At 57.2% G+C, this 17,649-nt stretch carries 10 protein-coding genes and 3 pseudogenes; 9 read left to right on the top strand and 4 right to left on the bottom strand.

What is annotated here, in order from left to right; genetic code table 11:
- Positions 1-1,034 precede the first annotated feature (1,034 nt).
- Positions 1,035-1,631: a recombinase family protein gene (locus OKW40_RS25150; RefSeq protein WP_429492223.1), complete on the top strand. Its 597-nt coding sequence runs from the start codon at positions 1,035-1,037 to the stop codon at positions 1,629-1,631.
- 176 nt (positions 1,632-1,807) lie between these two features.
- Here the strand turns inward: OKW40_RS25150 and OKW40_RS25145 are convergent, their stop codons facing one another.
- Complete coding sequence (locus tag OKW40_RS25145; RefSeq protein WP_184031423.1) at positions 1,808-2,404, bottom strand: recombinase family protein; 597 nt, start codon at positions 2,402-2,404, stop codon at positions 1,808-1,810.
- A 570-nt stretch (positions 2,405-2,974) separates the two neighbouring features.
- Between OKW40_RS25145 and OKW40_RS25140 the strand changes: the two genes are divergently transcribed.
- Both OKW40_RS25140 and OKW40_RS25135 read left to right on the top strand, forming a co-directional pair.
- A complete protein-coding gene (locus OKW40_RS25140) occupies positions 2,975-3,718 on the top strand; it encodes an EAL domain-containing protein (protein WP_429492221.1) in 744 nt (247 codons plus the stop codon).
- Between the two features lie 114 nt (positions 3,719-3,832).
- Positions 3,833-7,402, top strand: a pseudogene (locus tag OKW40_RS25135) (ESPR-type extended signal peptide-containing protein); the annotation flags it as partial.
- 5 nt (positions 7,403-7,407) lie between these two features.
- On the opposite strand, the gene OKW40_RS25130 reads toward OKW40_RS25135, so the two are convergent.
- On the bottom strand, positions 7,408-7,887 hold the full coding sequence (locus OKW40_RS25130; protein ID WP_429492219.1) for a hypothetical protein: 480 nt from the start codon (positions 7,885-7,887) through the stop codon (positions 7,408-7,410).
- Between OKW40_RS25130 and OKW40_RS25125 the strand changes: the two are divergent.
- Positions 7,796-8,680 (top strand): annotated as a pseudogene (locus OKW40_RS25125) (hypothetical protein); the annotation flags it as partial. The gene OKW40_RS25130 and the pseudogene OKW40_RS25125 overlap by 92 nt on opposite strands.
- A gap of 5 nt (positions 8,681-8,685) precedes the next feature.
- On the opposite strand, the gene OKW40_RS25120 reads toward OKW40_RS25125, so the two are convergent.
- Positions 8,686-9,552, bottom strand: coding sequence for a hypothetical protein (locus OKW40_RS25120; RefSeq protein ID WP_429492217.1), 867 nt, complete (start codon positions 9,550-9,552; stop codon positions 8,686-8,688).
- Between the two features lie 16 nt (positions 9,553-9,568).
- Between OKW40_RS25120 and OKW40_RS25115 the strand changes: the two are divergent.
- Positions 9,569-12,892 (top strand): annotated as a pseudogene (locus OKW40_RS25115) (beta strand repeat-containing protein); the annotation flags it as partial.
- On the opposite strand, the gene OKW40_RS25110 reads toward OKW40_RS25115, so the two are convergent.
- Positions 12,892-14,442 carry a hypothetical protein gene (locus OKW40_RS25110; protein WP_429492215.1) on the bottom strand — a complete coding sequence of 517 codons (1,551 nt, stop codon included), beginning with the start codon at positions 14,440-14,442 and terminating at the stop codon, positions 12,892-12,894. The pseudogene OKW40_RS25115 and the gene OKW40_RS25110 sit on opposite strands and share 1 nt — an antisense overlap.
- A gap of 79 nt (positions 14,443-14,521) precedes the next feature.
- Here OKW40_RS25110 and OKW40_RS25105 point away from each other — a divergent pair, with 79 nt between their 5' ends.
- From OKW40_RS25105 to OKW40_RS25090, 4 genes are all read left to right on the top strand, one after another.
- Complete coding sequence (locus OKW40_RS25105; RefSeq protein ID WP_429493951.1) at positions 14,522-15,253, top strand: YadA family autotransporter adhesin; 732 nt, start codon at positions 14,522-14,524, stop codon at positions 15,251-15,253.
- A 131-nt stretch (positions 15,254-15,384) separates the two neighbouring features.
- Positions 15,385-16,047, top strand: coding sequence for an OmpA family protein (locus OKW40_RS25100; RefSeq protein ID WP_429492213.1), 663 nt, complete (start codon positions 15,385-15,387; stop codon positions 16,045-16,047).
- Positions 16,048-16,184: 137 nt separating this feature from the next.
- The gene (locus OKW40_RS25095; RefSeq protein WP_429492211.1) at positions 16,185-17,324 is read left to right on the top strand and encodes a DUF2827 family protein; all 1,140 of its coding nucleotides are present in this window, start codon (positions 16,185-16,187) and stop codon (positions 17,322-17,324) included.
- Positions 17,321-17,638: a DUF2827 family protein gene (locus OKW40_RS25090; RefSeq protein WP_429492209.1), complete on the top strand. Its 318-nt coding sequence runs from the start codon at positions 17,321-17,323 to the stop codon at positions 17,636-17,638. The genes OKW40_RS25095 and OKW40_RS25090 overlap by 4 nt, the downstream gene beginning before the upstream one ends.
- Positions 17,639-17,649: the final 11 nt, after the last annotated feature.

The raw sequence follows: 17,649 nt of genomic DNA, 5'->3' as shown, positions 1-17,649 counted from the left end.
TGTTTCTCCATAGATCTTATGAGCGCACAACCAAGTCTGCGGGATCGCGAAAGGTCGTTCGGTCGCGGACGAAACGCCGCTACGTCTGTGCTACCTGGCGCGCGGTCGGCGACGATGACACACCGGTTGAGGAACGCCGTCAGCGGCTGGTCGCGCTGCGCGAAATCGGTCTGGTCGGCAAGCCGATTTTCCGCCACTGCTCTCGTGTTCTGGATTCCATCGTGCAATCGCAACGGCTGCAAATGAGGTATGACATCATGTAACATAGTTAACTATTTGTCTATATGAATTTGGTGTAACGGCACAGAACGCCACTTAATGACAATAAGCTACTCATTATGGGTACGTGGACAGATTTAAGGTTCTCGCGCGTTCTTATGAAGATCGGAACTTCCCATGTCCATTCATTAATATAGCGACGGCCTGTTTGATGTCCGCTTTGTCGGTTTCGGTCAATTGATTGGTCGCCCGCAAAGGTTCTTGAGGGATGTTGCGTAGTACGTACGCCATGTTGCCATTACGAGCTCGCGAGAGACGGGCAGGGGCAGACACCACTGCCTGACGCATTTCGGCAGGCGTGCGCCCTATCCGTTCTTCCGACCAGGGAGGTGGGAATGTGTCGGCCCTATTTTGAAGCAAAGGCCGATTCTCCGAAACCCTGAGTTCACTTCGCGCCTGAAGGCGAGCAAAAGATAGGAATTAACATTATTTGTACAAATGGCTGCGCGAAATGTGAGAATTAAGTTGTCAACATATTTGTCCGCTTTACAATTCACATTTGACGTCGAAAGCGTTTAATTAAACGTCGGCGCTGCGCACGTCGCGCCGCTCTAAGAATTTGCGACGCATCGTAATGTCATCGTACGTCATATGAGTAGCGTAACGTCGGCGTTGGTATCTCGCGAAATCGCCAATTGCGGCGAAGCTTCCGGGACGATGCGGCGAGGCACCCATACCCGACTTAAAGACGGGGTTGGCACCCGAGATTTTGCGCACGGCGCAATCTTTTCACGACAATAGAACCTGCGACCGGTATGAAGATCAGTGACAACAAAATCGGCTATGCCCGAGTATCAACCGATGAACAGCACTTGGACCTGCAGTTACAAGCGCTCGCCGCCTACGGCTGCGATGTGACGTTTTCAGACCGGGGAATTTCGGGTGCCAAGTTCGACCGCCCGGGCTTGAACGAAGCGTTGGCCACAGCCGTCCCTGGCAGCACTATTGTTGTGTGGCGGCTGGACCGCCTCGGGCGGTCAATGAGGCACCTCGCGGCAATAATCGGAGACCTGGATATGCGCGGAGTGCGAGTCGTGTCATTGACCGAGTACATTGATACGCGCTCGTCAAGCGGACGCTTCACATTTCACATGCTAGCGGCGCTTGCGGAGTTCGAGCGCGGACTGATCAGTGAACGGACTCGCGCGGGTATTGCTGCGGCACGTGCGCGGGGCAGCAATATCGGTAGGCCGGCCGCATTGAACGAGGCACAGCGGCAACGAGCTCGCGAATTGCTAGAGGAACATCCTGCCAAGGTCGTTGCGGAGACCTTAAATATCGACAGGCGCACGTTGAGGCGATATATGAATCAGCCAGGAGCACGGGCTTTAACTACTGCCGATATGGAATAGCGATTGCCGCTGCGACCGCCGATAAATCGGTTGGTGGTTCGGTGGAACCGTGAGTCACCACGGGACCGTCTCGGTAAGACCCACGTGTGCGTCCGGATGCCACTCAGTGCCGCTAGCAACCGGCATCTTTCAAAACGACGCTGCGCACCTGAGCCGCCTCTGTTCAATACGGAGGTTCATTGACCTCGTTGCGCAGACGGCTTCGTTCGTTGCCGTATCGCATTTGCGTCCAAGCTGATCGCCCGTTTCAGTGTGCGTGGATGCACATTGAATTTCCGTGCGATCTCGGCTATCGAGGTCGTTTCCAATAGTGCGACCGCCTGGCGGCGCTGTGCCGGGCTTAGTAGCGGCTTACGGCCGAAGTTCTTGCCGCGTACACGCGCCGCCACCATTCCTGCACGAGTGCGTTCGCTAATGAGTCGCCGCTCGAACTCGGACAGTGCGGCCATCATGTGGAACATCAGCATGCCGCCGGCTGATGTTGTGTCGATTGACTCGGTCAGCGAGATAAAGTCGATACTGTTGTTGCCAAGATAGTTCACCAGTTCAATTAGTTTCCCGATTGATCGGCCAAGCCGGTCCAACCTCCATACGACAAGCGTATCGCCGGCCGATATCTTTGCGAGCGCGTTGTTCAGTCCTGTCCTGGAAAAGGACGCGCCGGATATGCCATGGTCCGTGTACAACACTTCACATCCTGCACGCAGCAATGCGTCTTGCTGTAGCGATAGGTTTTGTTCTTCTGTTGAGACGCGCGCGTATCCGATTTTCATAGTGTGCTCCTCCGCTGAGCGGCCCCGTTGCGGTACCGCAGGCCGCCTGCATCTCTGAGAAAAGTGCCGACAGCTGGCAAACCCAGCGAAAAAAGGCGTACTTCATCCATCTGTCAGTCAATAAGAAATCCACAAAGCTTTTGGTGCGAGCGCACAGCTTTGCCATTGCGGTTGCTCTGTACTTGTCTATGTTCGCGTGAGCCGCAGAAGTGTCAGGCATTGCAAGATCTGATCGCATTCTACTGGACAAAAAGGAACCCTTTTGTCCGCCCCAGTTTGCTGCTTGTAATCCTCGCCTGACGTGCCTGTAGGGCTTACCTGACGCGGCCGTAGGGAAGCTGGAAGAACTTTTTTAGCAATTTGGCACAAAGGTTCCTTTTTGACCGCCTCCAGGCGAAGGGTTGACAGTGTTTCGCAAATTGAAGTCGACGACCGTGACCGATAGATCGGGGCGATCTGTGCGTGCGGGGTTCGCCCGAAAAAGAATCAGAATTTTTAACACTTAAATCTGTGGTTCGCGTGCTGTCCGCTCAAAAGAGAAGTACGGAATTGACCGGTCCGGAGAAGAAGATGGACGACAAGGGTTTGGCGGGGGAAGTGTTTAGCGCGATGATCGACTCGCGTGTGAAGTTGCACCGTGAACCGGTGTGCAACGTCACAGGCAGCGAAAACGTGCTCTATCACGAGTGTTGCGCGACAGCGACTGATGCACGCGGCAACGAATTGAATCCGGCTCTGTTCATGTCGGCGCTTGAGCGCATGTCGCTCATCCGCCTGTTCGACCGGTACGTCGTCAAACAAGCCATCGCGGCCTTGCGCGGTTCTGCCACTCTGAGGCTCGGCATCAACATTTCCGTTCAGAGCGCGGTCGCAGATGTCGTGTGGCATGCGATTTTTCATCTGCTCGAAGAAGCGCCCGAAGTGGCGCAACGGCTGGTGATCGAATTTCCGGAGCCCGCCTGGTTCGACGCCCACGACAACGCACAGCATTTCGCATATCGCCTCAAGCAGGCCGGTTGCAGGATCGCGATAGACAACTTCGGAATCGAAACCGCTATCGGCATCCATACGCCTGACATCATCAAGATCGATGCGTCCTTCGTCGCCGCTGCCCGCCACGGCGAAAAACACGTTGCACGCCTCGCGCGGTTAGTACGCCTCGCAGCAGAGCAGGCCGACGATGTAGTAATTCAAGGCGTTGATGAGCCGATGGATTTACTACATGTCCACGAGTGCACGACGAAATGGGTTCAGGGTCATTTCGTCAAGGCACCTGACGCCCTGAATTGGGTTGCCAGTAATTTGCAATTGTAGTTTTCGATTTAACAAATACTACTAATCGCATCGGCGAGGGATGCCCCCTGCGCAGGAGATGTGCGTGTGTTTGACGATGTTTAAAGAAAAACCTTTGAAAGAGGCGGGCTGAAAATGAACATAAGTTATCGGACGATCTGGAATGAATCGTTAGGGGCTTTCGTCGCTGTCTCTGAACTAGACACGGCGCACGGAAAAGGGAAGGGCGCAGGCGGCGTTGTGAGTGACGCAGCGCACGCGCCTTATCAGGTAAATGGCGTGCCGCTTACGCTCATGGCCGTTGCAATGACCGTCATGTTCGGCGGCTCGCTGATGACGCCAGATGAGGCTGAAGCACAAACCGCTTTATATCCCGGCACCGGATGTAGTCAGTCATCGCCAGCCGGAGCACTGCTGACTGTTGCTGTCGGCTGCGGTGTAACTGCCTCGGGTTCCGGGTCAACTGCTCTCGGTGCAAATACCACGACTTCAGGCGTAAATTCGACAGCGGTCGGATATCTTGCAGTCGCTGCGGCGCAAGGTGCTGCCGCTGTCGGCACAGCGGCGCGTGCGAATAACGTGGGCGCTGTTGCGGTCGGTTCTAATTCGCGATCAAGCGGAAATAGCAGCGCGGCAATCGGATCGACGGCGAGCGCGGGAGGCGACGGCAGTGCTGCAATTGGCGTTGCCTCATCGTCGGACGGCGATTTTTCGCTTGCATTAGGTGCGAGTACGGAAGCGTCGCAAACGGGTGCAATCGCGCTCGGGCACAACGCGACTGCTAGCGGTTCGGCAAGTATGGCTTTGGGGATGAATTCTTCAGCGATTAGGAATAACGCAGTCGCTGAGGGCTTGAACGCAACAGCGAACGGGAACAATTCTTTTGCGGGCGGCACAAATTCGGTCGCGGGGGTGGCAGGCGACGCGACAGTCGTGAATGACATTGTGCTCGGCACGAACGCTAGCGCAACTGGCGGTAATTCGATAGCCCTCGGAGCAGCAACGACAGCTTCGGGAAGCGCGAGTATGGCGATGGGCGCGGCAGCGGTGGCAACCGTACCGGATGCAGTCGCGCTCGGCCACTCGGCGACCGCTAACGCTTCGGCAAGTATGGCGCTCGGTTCAGCCGCGACAGCTTCCGGAATCGGGAGTGCGGCGCTCGGTTCAACCGCGTTAGCAACCGGAGGAAATGCGGTCGCGATCGGGTCTACGGCTTTGGCTGCAGGGAACCGGGCCGTTGCAGTTGGTTATGGTTCGACAGCTTCAGGCATCAATTCTTTTGCGTTCCTGGGAACTGCGTCGGGCACAGGCTCTATGGCGTTCGGCAATAGTTCTACAGCGTCGGGCGCAATGGCAGCACTGTCGTTGGGTAATTTCTCTACGTCGTCCAATACGAATGCGTCTGCATTTGGCGTGTTCGCCACCGCATCAGGTGCAGCCTCGACCGTCGCGGGGTCAGGTGCGAACGCAACCGGCGATTACACAACAGCAGTGGGCGCTAATGCGGGGGCTGCCGGATTGGACAGTACAGCCGTAGGCAAAAAAGCACGGAGTGTCGGTGATGACTCGACAGCCTTGGGCGAAAACGCCACGGCTTCAGGTGCCGGTTCGCTTGCAGCTGGTTTCGGCTCAATGGCAAACGGGGCGAATTCTTTTGCGGGTAGCACAAACGCAGTCGCAGGTGTAGCAGGTGACACGACAATCGCTAACGATATCGCGCTTGGCAATGGCGCTTCGGCTGTCGGCGGAAATTCGGTTGCAGTCGGCACCTCGTCTACGGCAAGCGGTGCGGGCGCGATGGCAATCGGTCAGAGCGCAATCAGCAGCAACACGAATTCCGTCGCTATTTCCAATGGCGGGGCGGCGACTGGTATCAATGCGGTGGTCATCGGCACGAATTCCACGGCAGCAGGCACGAACGCCACCGCAATCGGCGCGGCAGCGGTTTCGGCAGGCGCGCATTCGGTGACTGTCGGCTCGGGCGCTAAAGCAAACGGCAACGATTCTTTCGCGGCAGGAACCAACTCAGTTGCGGGCATCGACAGCAACACAACGATTATCAATGATCTTGCGCTCGGAAATACCGCATCGGCTGTCGGCGGAAATTCCGTAGCAATTGGCGCGGCGTCGGTCGCTTCAGGTGCTAGTGCAATGGCACTCGGTCAGGGCGCAACCGCTGCGAACGCGAATAGCGTTGCATTGGGGACCGGCTCGGTTACTGCCGCTGCGAACCCCACGCCAACAGGCACGATTGGCGGCAAGTCGTATGCATTTGCCGGACCCGCGCCGACGAGCGTTGTTAGCGTAGGCGCTAAAGGCACCGAACGTCAAATCACGAATGTGGCCGCAGGCCGGATCAGTGATACGAGCACGGATGCAATCAATGGCTCGCAACTCAACGCGACAAACCTCGCCGTCAATGATCTTTCAACAAGCACATCGACGGGAATTTCCTCGCTCAGTACCGGCGTTTCCAGTTTGTCCACGGGTCTGTCCACGACAAACAGCAACGTGTCTTCATTGTCCACGGCGATTTCGACTTTGAAACCGTCGCATTACATGAGCATCAATGACAACGGCACTCCGCAGGGCAATTATGCGAACGACGGAGCAAGCGGCGTAAATGCACTTGCCATAGGTACAAATACCACGGCGGCGGGCGCAAGCGCGGTGGCTCTCGGCGATGCAGCGAACGGCGCAGCAGCAAATTCCGTCGCGATTGGTCAGAAGGCGACGGCAACAAATGCAGGCGATGTGGCTTTGGGTTCGGGCTCAGTAACTGCGGCAGCGAATCCGACTGCGAGCGCAACTATCGGCGGAAAATCGTACGGCTTTGCGGGCGCAACCCCGAAAAGCGTCGTCAGCGTTGGCGATAAAGGTGCTGAACGACAAATCACGAATGTGGCCGCTGGCCAACTGAACGCAAATTCGACGGATGCGGTCAACGGTTCGCAGCTTGACGCCACGAACCAGGCTGTCGAATCGCTTTCGACAAGCACATCGACGGGAATTTCGAGCCTTAGCACTGGCGTGTCGTCGCTTTCAACGGGCGTCAGTTCCTTATCCACAGGCGTGTCGTCGTTGAGCACCGGTCTTTCCTCGTTGAGCACTTCCACGAGCACGGGAATTTCGAGCCTTTCGACTTCGGCAAGCACCGGCCTTAGCTCGCTTTCGACTTCCGCATCCACCGGTTTGTCTACCGTGACGAGCGGCATCGGTTCGCTTTCGACCGGCTTGTCCACGACAAACAGTAATGTGTCGTCGCTCAGCACTATCGTTTCGGCGAGCAAATCACACTACGTCAGCATCAACGATAACGGCACGCAACAAGGCAATTACGCGAACGACGGCGCAAGCGGCGTAAATGCAATTGCTGTCGGCACGAACGCTACAGCGGCAGGTGCGAGCGGTGTGGCGTTGGGCGACACAGCAAATAGTACGGGCGCGAATTCGGTCGCAGTGGGCGCAAAAGCGGTTGCGACAAATGACGGCGATGTCGCGCTCGGTTCCGGCTCGATCACTGGCGCAGCGAATCCGACAGCAAACGCCACCATCGGCGGAAACACTTACGCGTTCGCAGGCGCAAAACCGGCGAGCGTCGTGAGCGTCGGCGCAAAGGACGCGGAGCGTCAGATTACGAATGTTGCAGCGGGGCGGCTTACCGCAGACAGCACGGATGCCGTGAACGGTTCGCAATTGAACGCAACGAATCAAGCTGTTGATTCGCTCAGCACGTCCACGAGTTCCGGAGTTTCTAGCCTGAGCACGGGCGTATCGTCGCTTTCGACGGGCGTGTCGTCGCTCAGCACGGGTCTTTCGACAACGAACAGCAACGTCACAAGCCTTTCGATTTCCGCTTCGACTGTTGCCAGTTCACTTTCGACCGGCGTATCGTCACTATCAACCGGCGTGAGTTCCTTATCGACTGTCGCAAGCTCACTTTCAACGGGCGTCAGTTCGCTCTCGACGGGTCTGTCGTCGCTGAGCACATCGGCTTCGACCGGAATTTCGTCGCTCAGTACCGGCGCATCGCAATTGTCGGGTTCTATTTCGACCGTCGCGAGCGGGCTGTATTCGTTGAGCACTTCGACATCCACGGTGAACAGTTCACTGTCTACCGGACTTTCGTCGCTCTCGACTTCTGCTTCGACGGGAATTTCGAGCCTCAGCACGAGCGCATCCACCGGCATCGGCAGTCTGTCCACGGGTCTTTCAACGACGAACAGTAACGTCTCGTCGCTAAGCACCGTTGTCGATGCGAACAAAACGCACTACTACAGTGTGAACGACGGCGGCACGCAAGGTTCGAATTACAACAACGATGGTGCGACCGGTGTAAATGCCCTTGCGGCGGGCGTTGGCGCATCCGCTTCGGGCGCGAGCGCAACAGCAGTCGGCAACAATTCGCGGGCGCTGGCCGCTTCGAGCGTGGCTGTAGGCGACAGCAATACGGTCGCGGCAACTGCGGGACCTGGTTCCGTAGCGATGGGCTATAAATCGCAGGCGCTCAACGGTAGTGCAGTCGCAATCGGAAATCAGCAAACCGCAAACGGCGATGGTGCAGTTGCAATCGGCGATCCGGGTTCGGTTTCAGGTACGGGCGCGGTGGGGATTGGCGCAAACAATACAGCGAATGGAACAGGCGCAGTCGCACTCGGTAATTCGAACAGCGCAACCGGAGCCGGCTCGCTTGCCCTCGGCAGCACTTCGACTGCTGCGGCGGATGGCGGGATCGCATTGGGCTCGGCTGCTGTCGCAACAAATGCAGGGGACGTTGCACTTGGCAGCGGTTCGAGCACGGCTGCTGCAAATCCGACTCCGAATGCAACCATCGGCGGAAAGTCCTATGACTTCGCTGGTGCGGCTCCGACGAGTGTCGTCAGTGTCGGCGCGAAAAATGCGGAAAGACAAATCACGAACGTTGCGGCAGGGCAACTCAGTACAGACAGCACGGATGCCGTAAATGGTTCGCAGCTTAACGCAACGAATCAAGCTGTTGATTCGCTTTCGACAAGTACATCGACGGGAATTTCGTCATTGAGCACGGGCGTTTCTAGCCTGTCCACAGTTGCTTCGTCACTTTCGACCGGCGTGTCATCGCTGAGTACCGGCGTTTCTTCGCTCTCGACCTCTGCATCGACCGGAATTTCGTCGTTGTCGAATTCGCTGTCCACGGTCGCAAGTAACGTCGATTCGCTGTCTACTGGCGTGTCTTCGTTGAGCACCGGCGTTTCCTCATTGAGCACGAGCGCATCGACGGGGATTTCCAGTCTGTCCACGGTCGCTTCGTCACTTTCGACGGGCGTAAGCTCGCTCTCCACTTCGGCTTCGACAGGCATCAGTTCGTTGTCGAATTCCGTCTCGACGGTTGCAAGCAATGTCGGCTCACTCTCGACCGGCGTATCGTCGTTGAGCACCGGCCTGTCTTCGCTGAGCACATCGGCATCGACCGGCCTCAGCTCTTTGAGCACTTCCACGTCCACAGCAAATAGCTCGCTGTCTACCGGCTTGTCCGGTGCCGTCAGCAACATCAGTTCGTTGAGCACGGGCGCATCGTCCCTCAGCACGGGACTTTCCTCGCTCTCGACTTCCGCGAGCACGGGCCTCAGCTCGCTTTCGACCGGCGTGTCGAATTCGATCAGTTCGTTGAGCACTTTGACATCGACGGCAAATAGTTCGCTCTCGACGGGCCTGTCCGGAGCGGTCAGCAATATCGCATCGCTCAGCACGAGCGCATCGACCGGCATCGGTTCACTTTCGACGGGCGTCGGCAGTCTGAGCACGGGCGTTTCGTCGCTGAGCACTTCGGCTTCGACAGCAGCAAGCTCGCTGTCTACTGCGATTTCCGCAAGCAAAACGCATTACTACAGCGTGAACGACAACGGCGTTCAGGGAGGCAATTACAACAATGATGGGGCAACCGGCGTAAATGGAATCGCTGCGGGTGTCGGTGCTGTAGCACAAGGAAATGCATCGGCGGCAATCGGCTACAACACGAGCGCGCTTGGTGATGGCGCAGTTGCAGTCGGAAACAGTGCACAAGCAAACGGAACAGGTGGCGTCGCAATCGGACAGAATTCGGTTTCGAGCGGCAACGACTCGACCGCGTTGGGCCATGGCGCGACAGCATCCGGCGATGGCGATGCAGCCTTCGGAAATAACGCATCGACATCCGGAAACAATTCGGTTGCAGTCGGCAGCGGCGCGGTTGCTTCGACCGATGGCGCAATAGCGTTTGGCGGCAACGCGCAGGCAAAGACGCAAAATTCAATTGCTATCGGAAATGGCGCAACCGCATCGACTGCAAATTCTATTGCGCTCGGCAACGGAGCTTTGACGAAAAATGCCGTTGCGACTTCGAGCGGGACGGTCGGTGGCAATACATACCAATACGCAGGCGCGAACCCCACGGGCGTTGTAAGCGTCGGCGCGAAGGACCTGGAGCGCCAGATCACAAACGTTGCAGCAGGCCAGGTGAACGCGAGCAGCACAGACGCGATTAACGGCTCGCAACTGAATGCAACTAATCTCGCTGTTGATGCGCTCTCGACCTCGACATCGACCGGCATTTCGAGCCTCAGCACCGGCGTATCGTCGCTGTCCACGAGCACGAGCACGGCAGTTTCGAGCCTCAGCACGGGCGTTTCGTCGTTGAGCACGGGTGTCTCTTCGCTTTCGACCGGCGTATCGTCTTTGAGCACTGGCGTTTCCTCACTCTCGACCGGTTTGTCGTCGCTTAGCACGTCCGCATCGACGGGAATTTCGTCGTTGAGCACTTCTGCATCGACCGGCTTGTCCACTGTCACGAGCGGAATCAATTCGCTCTCGACCGGGCTTTCGACAACCGACAGCAATGTCGCATCGTTGTCTACGTCCGCATCGACGGGCCTGTCGTCGCTGAGCACGGGTGTTTCTTCGTTGAGCACAGGTGTATCGAGCCTGAGCACTTCCGCTTCGACGGGAATTTCTAGCCTCAGCACTAGCGTGTCGTCGCTTTCGACGGGTGTTTCTTCGTTGAGCACTGGCGTGTCGTCCCTTTCGACCGGCGTGTCCTCGCTCTCGACTTCCGCAAGCACCGGTATTTCTTCGTTGAGCGCTTCGACAAGCACTGGTCTTTCGACGGTCGCGAGCAATGTGGCCTCGTTGAGCACAGGCGTAAGCTCACTTTCGACTGGCGTGTCGTCGCTCAGTACTGGCGTTTCGAGTTTGAGCACTTCGGCTTCGACCGGCCTGTCCACGATCACGAGCGGCATCGGTTCCGTGTCGGCATCGACTTCGACGGGCCTGTCTACCGTGACGAGCGGCATCGGTTCGCTTTCGACCGGCCTGTCCAGTGCAACGAGTTCGCTGTCTACAGCGATTTCGGCAAGCAAGACGCACTATTACAGCGTCAACGACAACGGCGTCCAGGGCGCGAATTACGAAAATGACGGCGCGACAGGCATCAATGCGCTCGCGGCAGGCGTAGGCGCAACCGCAACTGGTGCGGCAGGCGTTGCAGTCGGAAATACTGCGAATGCGACGGGCGCAAACTCTGTGGCCGTTGGTTCGGGCGCTGTCGCGACAAATACCGGCGATGTAGCTTTGGGTTCGGGTTCCGTCACTGACGTTTCGCATCCGACTGCAAGCGGTACGGTCGGCGGTGCAACGTATCAATATGCAGGTGAAAATCCTTCGAGTGTCGTTAGCGTCGGCGCTCCGAATGAGGAACGTCAGATTACCAACGTTGCGGCAGGCCAGGTCACGCAAAACAGCACGGACGCAATTAATGGTTCGCAACTGTACGCGACGAACTCGGCAATCGATGCGGTCAGCACGTCTACGAGCACTGCGGTTTCTTCGCTGAGCACGGGTATTTCGTCGCTTTCGACTTCCACGAGTACCGGACTGTCAACGGTGACGAGTGGCATCGGCTCACTCAGCACGGGCATTTCTTCGTTGAGCACGTCCGCTTCGACAGGTATGTCAACGGTGGCGAGCAATGTCGGTTCGCTTTTGACTTCGACTTCGGCGGCGGTATCGAGTTTGAGCACCGGAATTTCGGGCGCTACAAGCAGCATCGGTTCGCTGAGCACGGGTATTTCGTCGCTCTCGACCTCGGCATCGACCGGAATTTCGAGCGTCAGCGCAAGTGTGTCCACCGTCGCGAGCGCCGTTGATTCGTTGAGCACGTCCACCAGTACCGGTTTGTCCACGGTAACGAGCGGCATCGGTTCGTTGAGCACGGGCATTTCATCGCTGAGCACATCGGCATCGACGGGTCTTTCGACGGTCACGAGCAACGTCACTTCGTTGAGCACTTCGACGTCGGCAAGCGTTTCGAGCTTGAGCACGGGCCTTTCGACAACGGATAGCAATGTGGCTTCGCTGTCCACTTCGGCAAGTACCGGCCTGTCGTCGCTCAGCACGTCTGCTTCGACCGGTCTGTCTACGGTCACGAGCAGCGTTGATTCGCTCAGCACGAGCGCATCGACGGGCCTCAGCACTGTGACGAGCAATATCGGTTCGTTGAGCACGGGCGTAAGTTCCCTTTCGACCGGTATGTCATCGTTGAGCACGTCGGCATCGACGGGAATTTCGTCGCTCTCGACTTCGGCCTCGACTGTCGCAAGTTCGCTTTCGACAAACGTAAGTTCGTTATCGACGGGTCTTTCGACTGCGGTCAGCGACATTTCTTCGTTGAGCAGTTCGACTTCGACGGGGCTCAGCACTGTGACAAGCAGTGTCGATTCGTTGAGTACCGGTGTGTCGTCGTTGAGCACGTCTGCATCGACGGGCATCAGTTCTTTGTCCACATCGACTTCGACTGCAATCGAAGCTGCGAAGACGCATTACTACAGCGTCAACGATAACGGCGTGCAGCAAGGCAATTACGCGAACGATGGCGCGACAGGTCTGAACGCAATTGCGGCAGGTACGAACGCCACAGCAGCGGGCGCAAGCAGCGTTGCGATTGGCGACGGCGCAAATGCTGCAAACGATAATTCGGTTGCACTTGGCGCAGGCTCGATTACCGACGTTTCGCATCCGACTCCGAGCGCCGTTATCGGCGGCGCAACGTATCAGTTCGCCGGTGCAAATCCTGTCGGCGTAGTGAGTGTTGGTGCGCCGGGTTCGGAACGTCAAATCACGAACGTTGCGGCGGGTCAAATCAACGCGAACAGCACGGATGCAATCAATGGCTCGCAGCTTTATCAAACGAACCAGGCGATTGATTCGCTGAGCACGTCCACGAGCACGGGAATTATTTCGCTCTCGACAAGCACATCGACGGCTGTATCGAGCTTGAGCACGGGCGTATCGTCGCTGTCCACCTCGACTTCGACGGGCTTGTCCAGTTTGAGCACCGGCCTTTCGACAGTCGTCAGTGACGTAAATTCGTTGAGCACTTCGACTTCGACAGGCTTGTCGTCGCTCTCGACATCCACGAGCACGGGACTTTCGTCGTTGAGCACGTCCACGAGTACGGGCCTCGGTTCGTTGAGCACGGGCCTTTCGACGGTCGTCAGCAACGTCGATTCCCTCAGCACGTCCACGAGCACGGCAATCGGTTCGCTCTCGACTTCGACTTCGACGGGACTGTCTTCGCTCAGCACCGGCGTTTCGTCACTGAGCACGGGTCTTTCAACTGTGACGAGCAGCGTCGATTCCCTGAGCACTTCCACGTCAAGCGGCATCAGCAGCTTGAGCACCGGGGTGTCGTCGCTTTCAACGGGTCTTTCGACCGTGACGAGTAACGTCGATTCGCTCAGCACTTCGACTTCAACAGCAGTTTCGTCATTGAGCACTTCGACTTCGACGGGCCTGTCATCGCTGAGCACGGGCGTTTCGAGCCTTTCGACTTCGACATCCACGGGAATCAGCAGTTTGAGCACCGGCGTGTCGTCGTTGAGCACTTCCACTTCGACGGCTGTATCGAGTTTGAGTACCGGCCTGTCCACAGTCACGAGCAGCGTTGATTCGCTTTCGACATCGACTTCGACAGCGGTATCCAGTCTGAGCACCGGCGTTTCGTCGTTGTCTACTTCGACTTCGACCGGAATTAGCAGTCTTAGCACGGGCATTTCGTCGCTCAGCACTTCGACTTCGACGGCTGTTTCGAGCCTGAGCACTGGCATTTCGAGTTTGAGCACGGGTGTGTCGTCGCTCTCGACTTCGACATCGACAGGGATTAGCAGCCTCAGTACGGGCCTGTCGACTGTCACGAGCAGCGTTGATTCGCTTTCAACTTCGACTTCGACGGGTCTCTCGACTGTGACAAGCAGCGTCGATTCGCTCAGTACGTCCACGTCAACCGGCATCGGCTCTCTGTCAACCGGTCTGAGTTCGCTCTCGACAGGTCTGTCCACCGTGACAAGTGGAATCGATTCGTTGAGCACTTCGACTTCGACCGGCATCAGCAGCTTGAGCACCGGTGTGTCGTCGCTTTCGACGGGTCTTTCGACTGTAACGAGCAACGTGGATTCGTTGAGCACGTCCACGAGCACGGCAATCGGTTCGCTCTCGACTTCCACGAGCACGGGCATTTCGAGTTTGAGTACCGGTATTTCGTCGCTGTCCACTTCGACTTCGACAGGTATTTCGAGCTTGAGCACCGGACTTTCGACGGTCACGAGCAATGTGGATTCGCTTTCGACTTCGACTTCGACTGCAACGAGTTCGCTCTCTACGGCAACGAGTTCGCTTTCGACTGGCGTGTCGTCGCTCAGCACGTCCACGAGTACCGGTTTGTCGTCGTTGAGCACTTCGACTTCGAGCGGACTTTCGACTGTGACGAGCAGCGTCAATTCGCTTTCGACGGGCCTGTCCACGACGAACAGCAATGTGTCTTCGCTGTCCACGGTGATTTCGACCCTGAAACCGTCGCACTACCTGAGCATCAACGACAACGGCATCCAGGGCAGCAATTACAACAACGATGGTGCAACGGGCTTTAATGCCATCGCTGTGGGCGTGAACGCCACTGCCGGGGGCACGAATTCTTCGGCATTTGGCAACAACGCAAACGCCGCTGGGGCCGCCGCAACGGCGGTCGGCTACAACGCGAATGCCACCGGCGTGAATTCGAGCGCTATGGGTGTCGGTTCGACTGCATCCGGAGATAACTCGACCGCGTTGGGTGTGGGTTCGGTTGCAAGCGGGCGCGATTCGGTTGCGCTTGGCAAGGGCTCGGTCGCGGACGAGGACAACACCGTTTCCCTCGGTTCGGCTGGTAACGAACGTCGCCTGACGAACGTCGCGCCGGGTATCAACCCGACTGATGGCGTGAACATGTCCCAACTGCAAGGCGTGCAGAACAGCCTGAACAACAGCATCAATTCCGTTGCCCGCAAGGCATACGGCGGCGTTGCTGCGGCTACGGCTCTCACGATGATTCCGGATGTCGATCAAGGCAAGACGCTTTCGGTTGGAATTGGCGGGGCGAGCTATCAGGGCTACGGTGCGACCGCAATCGGCTTCACCGCACGCATTACGAGCAACTTGAAGGTTCGGGGCGGTGTGGGCATCAGCAGCGCCGGCAGTTCGTACGGCGTAGGCGCGTCGTATCAGTGGTAACGGCTGCTTGCGCATAACGGGTTGAAACCTGCGCGGGATGGATTTCACAAGTCTGTCCCGCGCAGAAAAAAGCCGATCCAAAAACCGAGGAAAAAATGTCAAGAAAACTTCTGCTTGTTGCTTTCACCGCCGTGTTGCTCGCGGCCTGTTCGACTTCGCAGGCTCCCCATTGGAATGCATATTCGGTCGGTCTGCCGAACGGTCAGCAGGCATTCCGCGTCGATTGTCACGGTCTCTTCGAAGGCCAGGACGCCTGTTTTTCACAGGCGAAAGAAATCTGCGGCAAAAAGCAGATGCAGCCTATCGAGCAGGTTGCGCCTTTGGGCGACGATCAAAACCCGCGTGACGTGCGCAGTCTCACTTTCCAATGCGCGACGCCGCCGCAGCCTGCGCAACCCGTTGTAGCGAAGCCTGCGCCTGTTCCTGCGCCTGTTGTTGCACCGGTTGCTCCACCGAAACGCATCACGCTCGACAGTGACGCGAATTTCGACACGGATAAATCGACGCTGAAAGCGGAGGCGCGCGAAAAACTTGATGTTCTCATTGAAGCTGCGAACGGGACGGTTTTCAGGGCGATCACGATTAACGGCTACACGGATTCGACTGGCTCCGTTGAACACAACCAGGACCTATCCGAAAGGCGTGCGCAGTCGGTAGAGAAGTATCTGCGCGATCACGGCCTGAGGGCGGAGAAATTCAACGTGCACGGCTACGGCGAAAGCAGTCCGGTCGCGAGCAATGCGACAGCCGCAGGCCGTGCGAAAAATCGGCGGGTGGACATCACGCTCGAATAGAAAAATGCTGCACGGGTACTACCGCAAAAGCGCTGTTCGCGCGAGCGTTCGAATGAACAACGACGCTCGCGCATAAAAAGAAATGAGCACGCTTTAGCGCGAAAGGACCGACAGACTAAAAAGAGGGAAAACGGGAAATGAAGATCGGGATTTCTGTGCTCACGCACGTGGGGCAGAGCATATGGGAAAACGGGTTAGGGCAGAACATCTTTTACTTTGTGCAACTGCTGCGGGAGTTGCCTTTTGTGACAGATATTGTGCTTCTGAACTGCGGCGATCAGCCGTGTTTGCCGCCAGAAGCCGAAGCACTTGCAAACGGCGTGCCGCTCGTCGCCCCGCGTGAGCTGGCCGAACTGCCGGATGTGATTTTCGAAATGGGCGGGGGCCTCGATGTCGAATGGCTCGACTACGCTCGGGCGCGCGGTTCGAAAGTCGTCTTTTTATGCTGCGGTCAGCCGTATGTGGGCCTGATCGAACCAAGCGTTTTCAAACGTGACGGCTATTTCTCGCGCGCCACACGTTGCGATGAAATCTGGATTCTCGGCAAGGATCGTGCGTTGATTCCGATGATGCGCACGCTGCATCGCTGTCCGGTTGTCGAAGTGCCGTTTCTGTGGGACAGCACATTTATCGAGCAGCGAATCACGGCTGTCGAAAAAGCGGGATTGAAATTCGGCTACGAAGGGCGGTCTGCCTTTGGCGAATGCCCACGCCGCAGCCTGCGCACTGCGATTTTCGAGCCGAATATTTCGGTCGTCAAATGCTGCGTGATTCCGACGTTGATTGCCGAAGCGGCTTTTCGCGCAAATCCTGATGCCGTTAAATCCCTGCACGTCTTGAACAGCGTGCAAATGCAGGATCATCCGTCGTTCTCGTTTCTGCTCAGTTCAATGGACTTGCACAAACAGGAGCGCGTGCGGCTCGACACTCGGCACGATTTCGCTGGTTTCATGAGTCAGCATGCCGATGCCGTGATCGCGCATCAATGGCAGAACGACCAGAACATTTTGTACCTCGATACGCTGTACGGTGGGTATCCGCTTATCCACAATTCGCCGTGGCTCGAAAGATACGGCTATTACTATCCGGATTCAGACATCGAAGCCGGCGCGGCACAGCTTCTTCGGGCCCGCTCACACGACGCGCACCACAAATATTACTTGCAGCGTTCGCGCAGCTTCCTCGCGTCGCTGTCACCACATGCACCGCCCAACGCTTCAGCGTACGCGCGGCTGCTGCTCGCCCTGACTGCCAGAAAGGCGGGGGTGGCAGTATGAAAAAGCTAAAGGTCGGCGTGACCATTTATCTGCGTCAAGGCCAGCAGTCCATTTGGGAAAACGGCATTTTTCAGAACTGCTATTTCCTGGCGATGCTGCTCAAGCATTCGCCCAACGTCGAAGCTGCGTACCTGGTCAACGGCGGCGACGGCGATCCGGCAGCAGCAGCGCAATTTCTCGAATTCGCACCCGTGCCCGTGATCGACCTCGATACGGCGCGAGAAAAGCTCGACCTGATTGTCGAACTGAGCGCGCAGCTTACTCATAAGTCAGGAATTTTGCGGACAAATGGACTATTCTTGAGCGATAGCTAATGAGAGCATTC

The organism is Paraburkholderia sp. RAU6.4a (assembly GCF_050435625.1).
Taxonomy (GTDB): domain Bacteria; phylum Pseudomonadota; class Gammaproteobacteria; order Burkholderiales; family Burkholderiaceae; genus Paraburkholderia; species Paraburkholderia tuberum.
The sequence above is the reverse complement of the archived record's forward strand: the minus strand, read 5'-3'. Positions and strand labels throughout refer to the sequence as shown.

What these genes read in the sequence shown, in the direction of transcription:
- OKW40_RS25150 (WP_429492223.1), top strand. Translation starts at nt 1,035, where the DNA reads ATGAAGATCAGTGACAACAAAATCGGCTATGCCCGAGTATCAACCGAT.
- OKW40_RS25145 (WP_184031423.1), bottom strand. Translation starts at nt 2,404, where the DNA reads ATGAAAATCGGATACGCGCGCGTCTCAACAGAAGAACAAAACCTATCG.
- OKW40_RS25140 (WP_429492221.1), top strand. Translation starts at nt 2,975, where the DNA reads ATGGACGACAAGGGTTTGGCGGGGGAAGTGTTTAGCGCGATGATCGAC.
- OKW40_RS25130 (WP_429492219.1), bottom strand. Translation starts at nt 7,887, where the DNA reads ATGCCGGTGGATGCGCTCGTGCTGAGGCTCGAAATTCCCGTCGAAGCA.
- OKW40_RS25095 (WP_429492211.1), top strand. Translation starts at nt 16,185, where the DNA reads ATGAAGATCGGGATTTCTGTGCTCACGCACGTGGGGCAGAGCATATGG.
- OKW40_RS25090 (WP_429492209.1), top strand. Translation starts at nt 17,321, where the DNA reads ATGAAAAAGCTAAAGGTCGGCGTGACCATTTATCTGCGTCAAGGCCAG.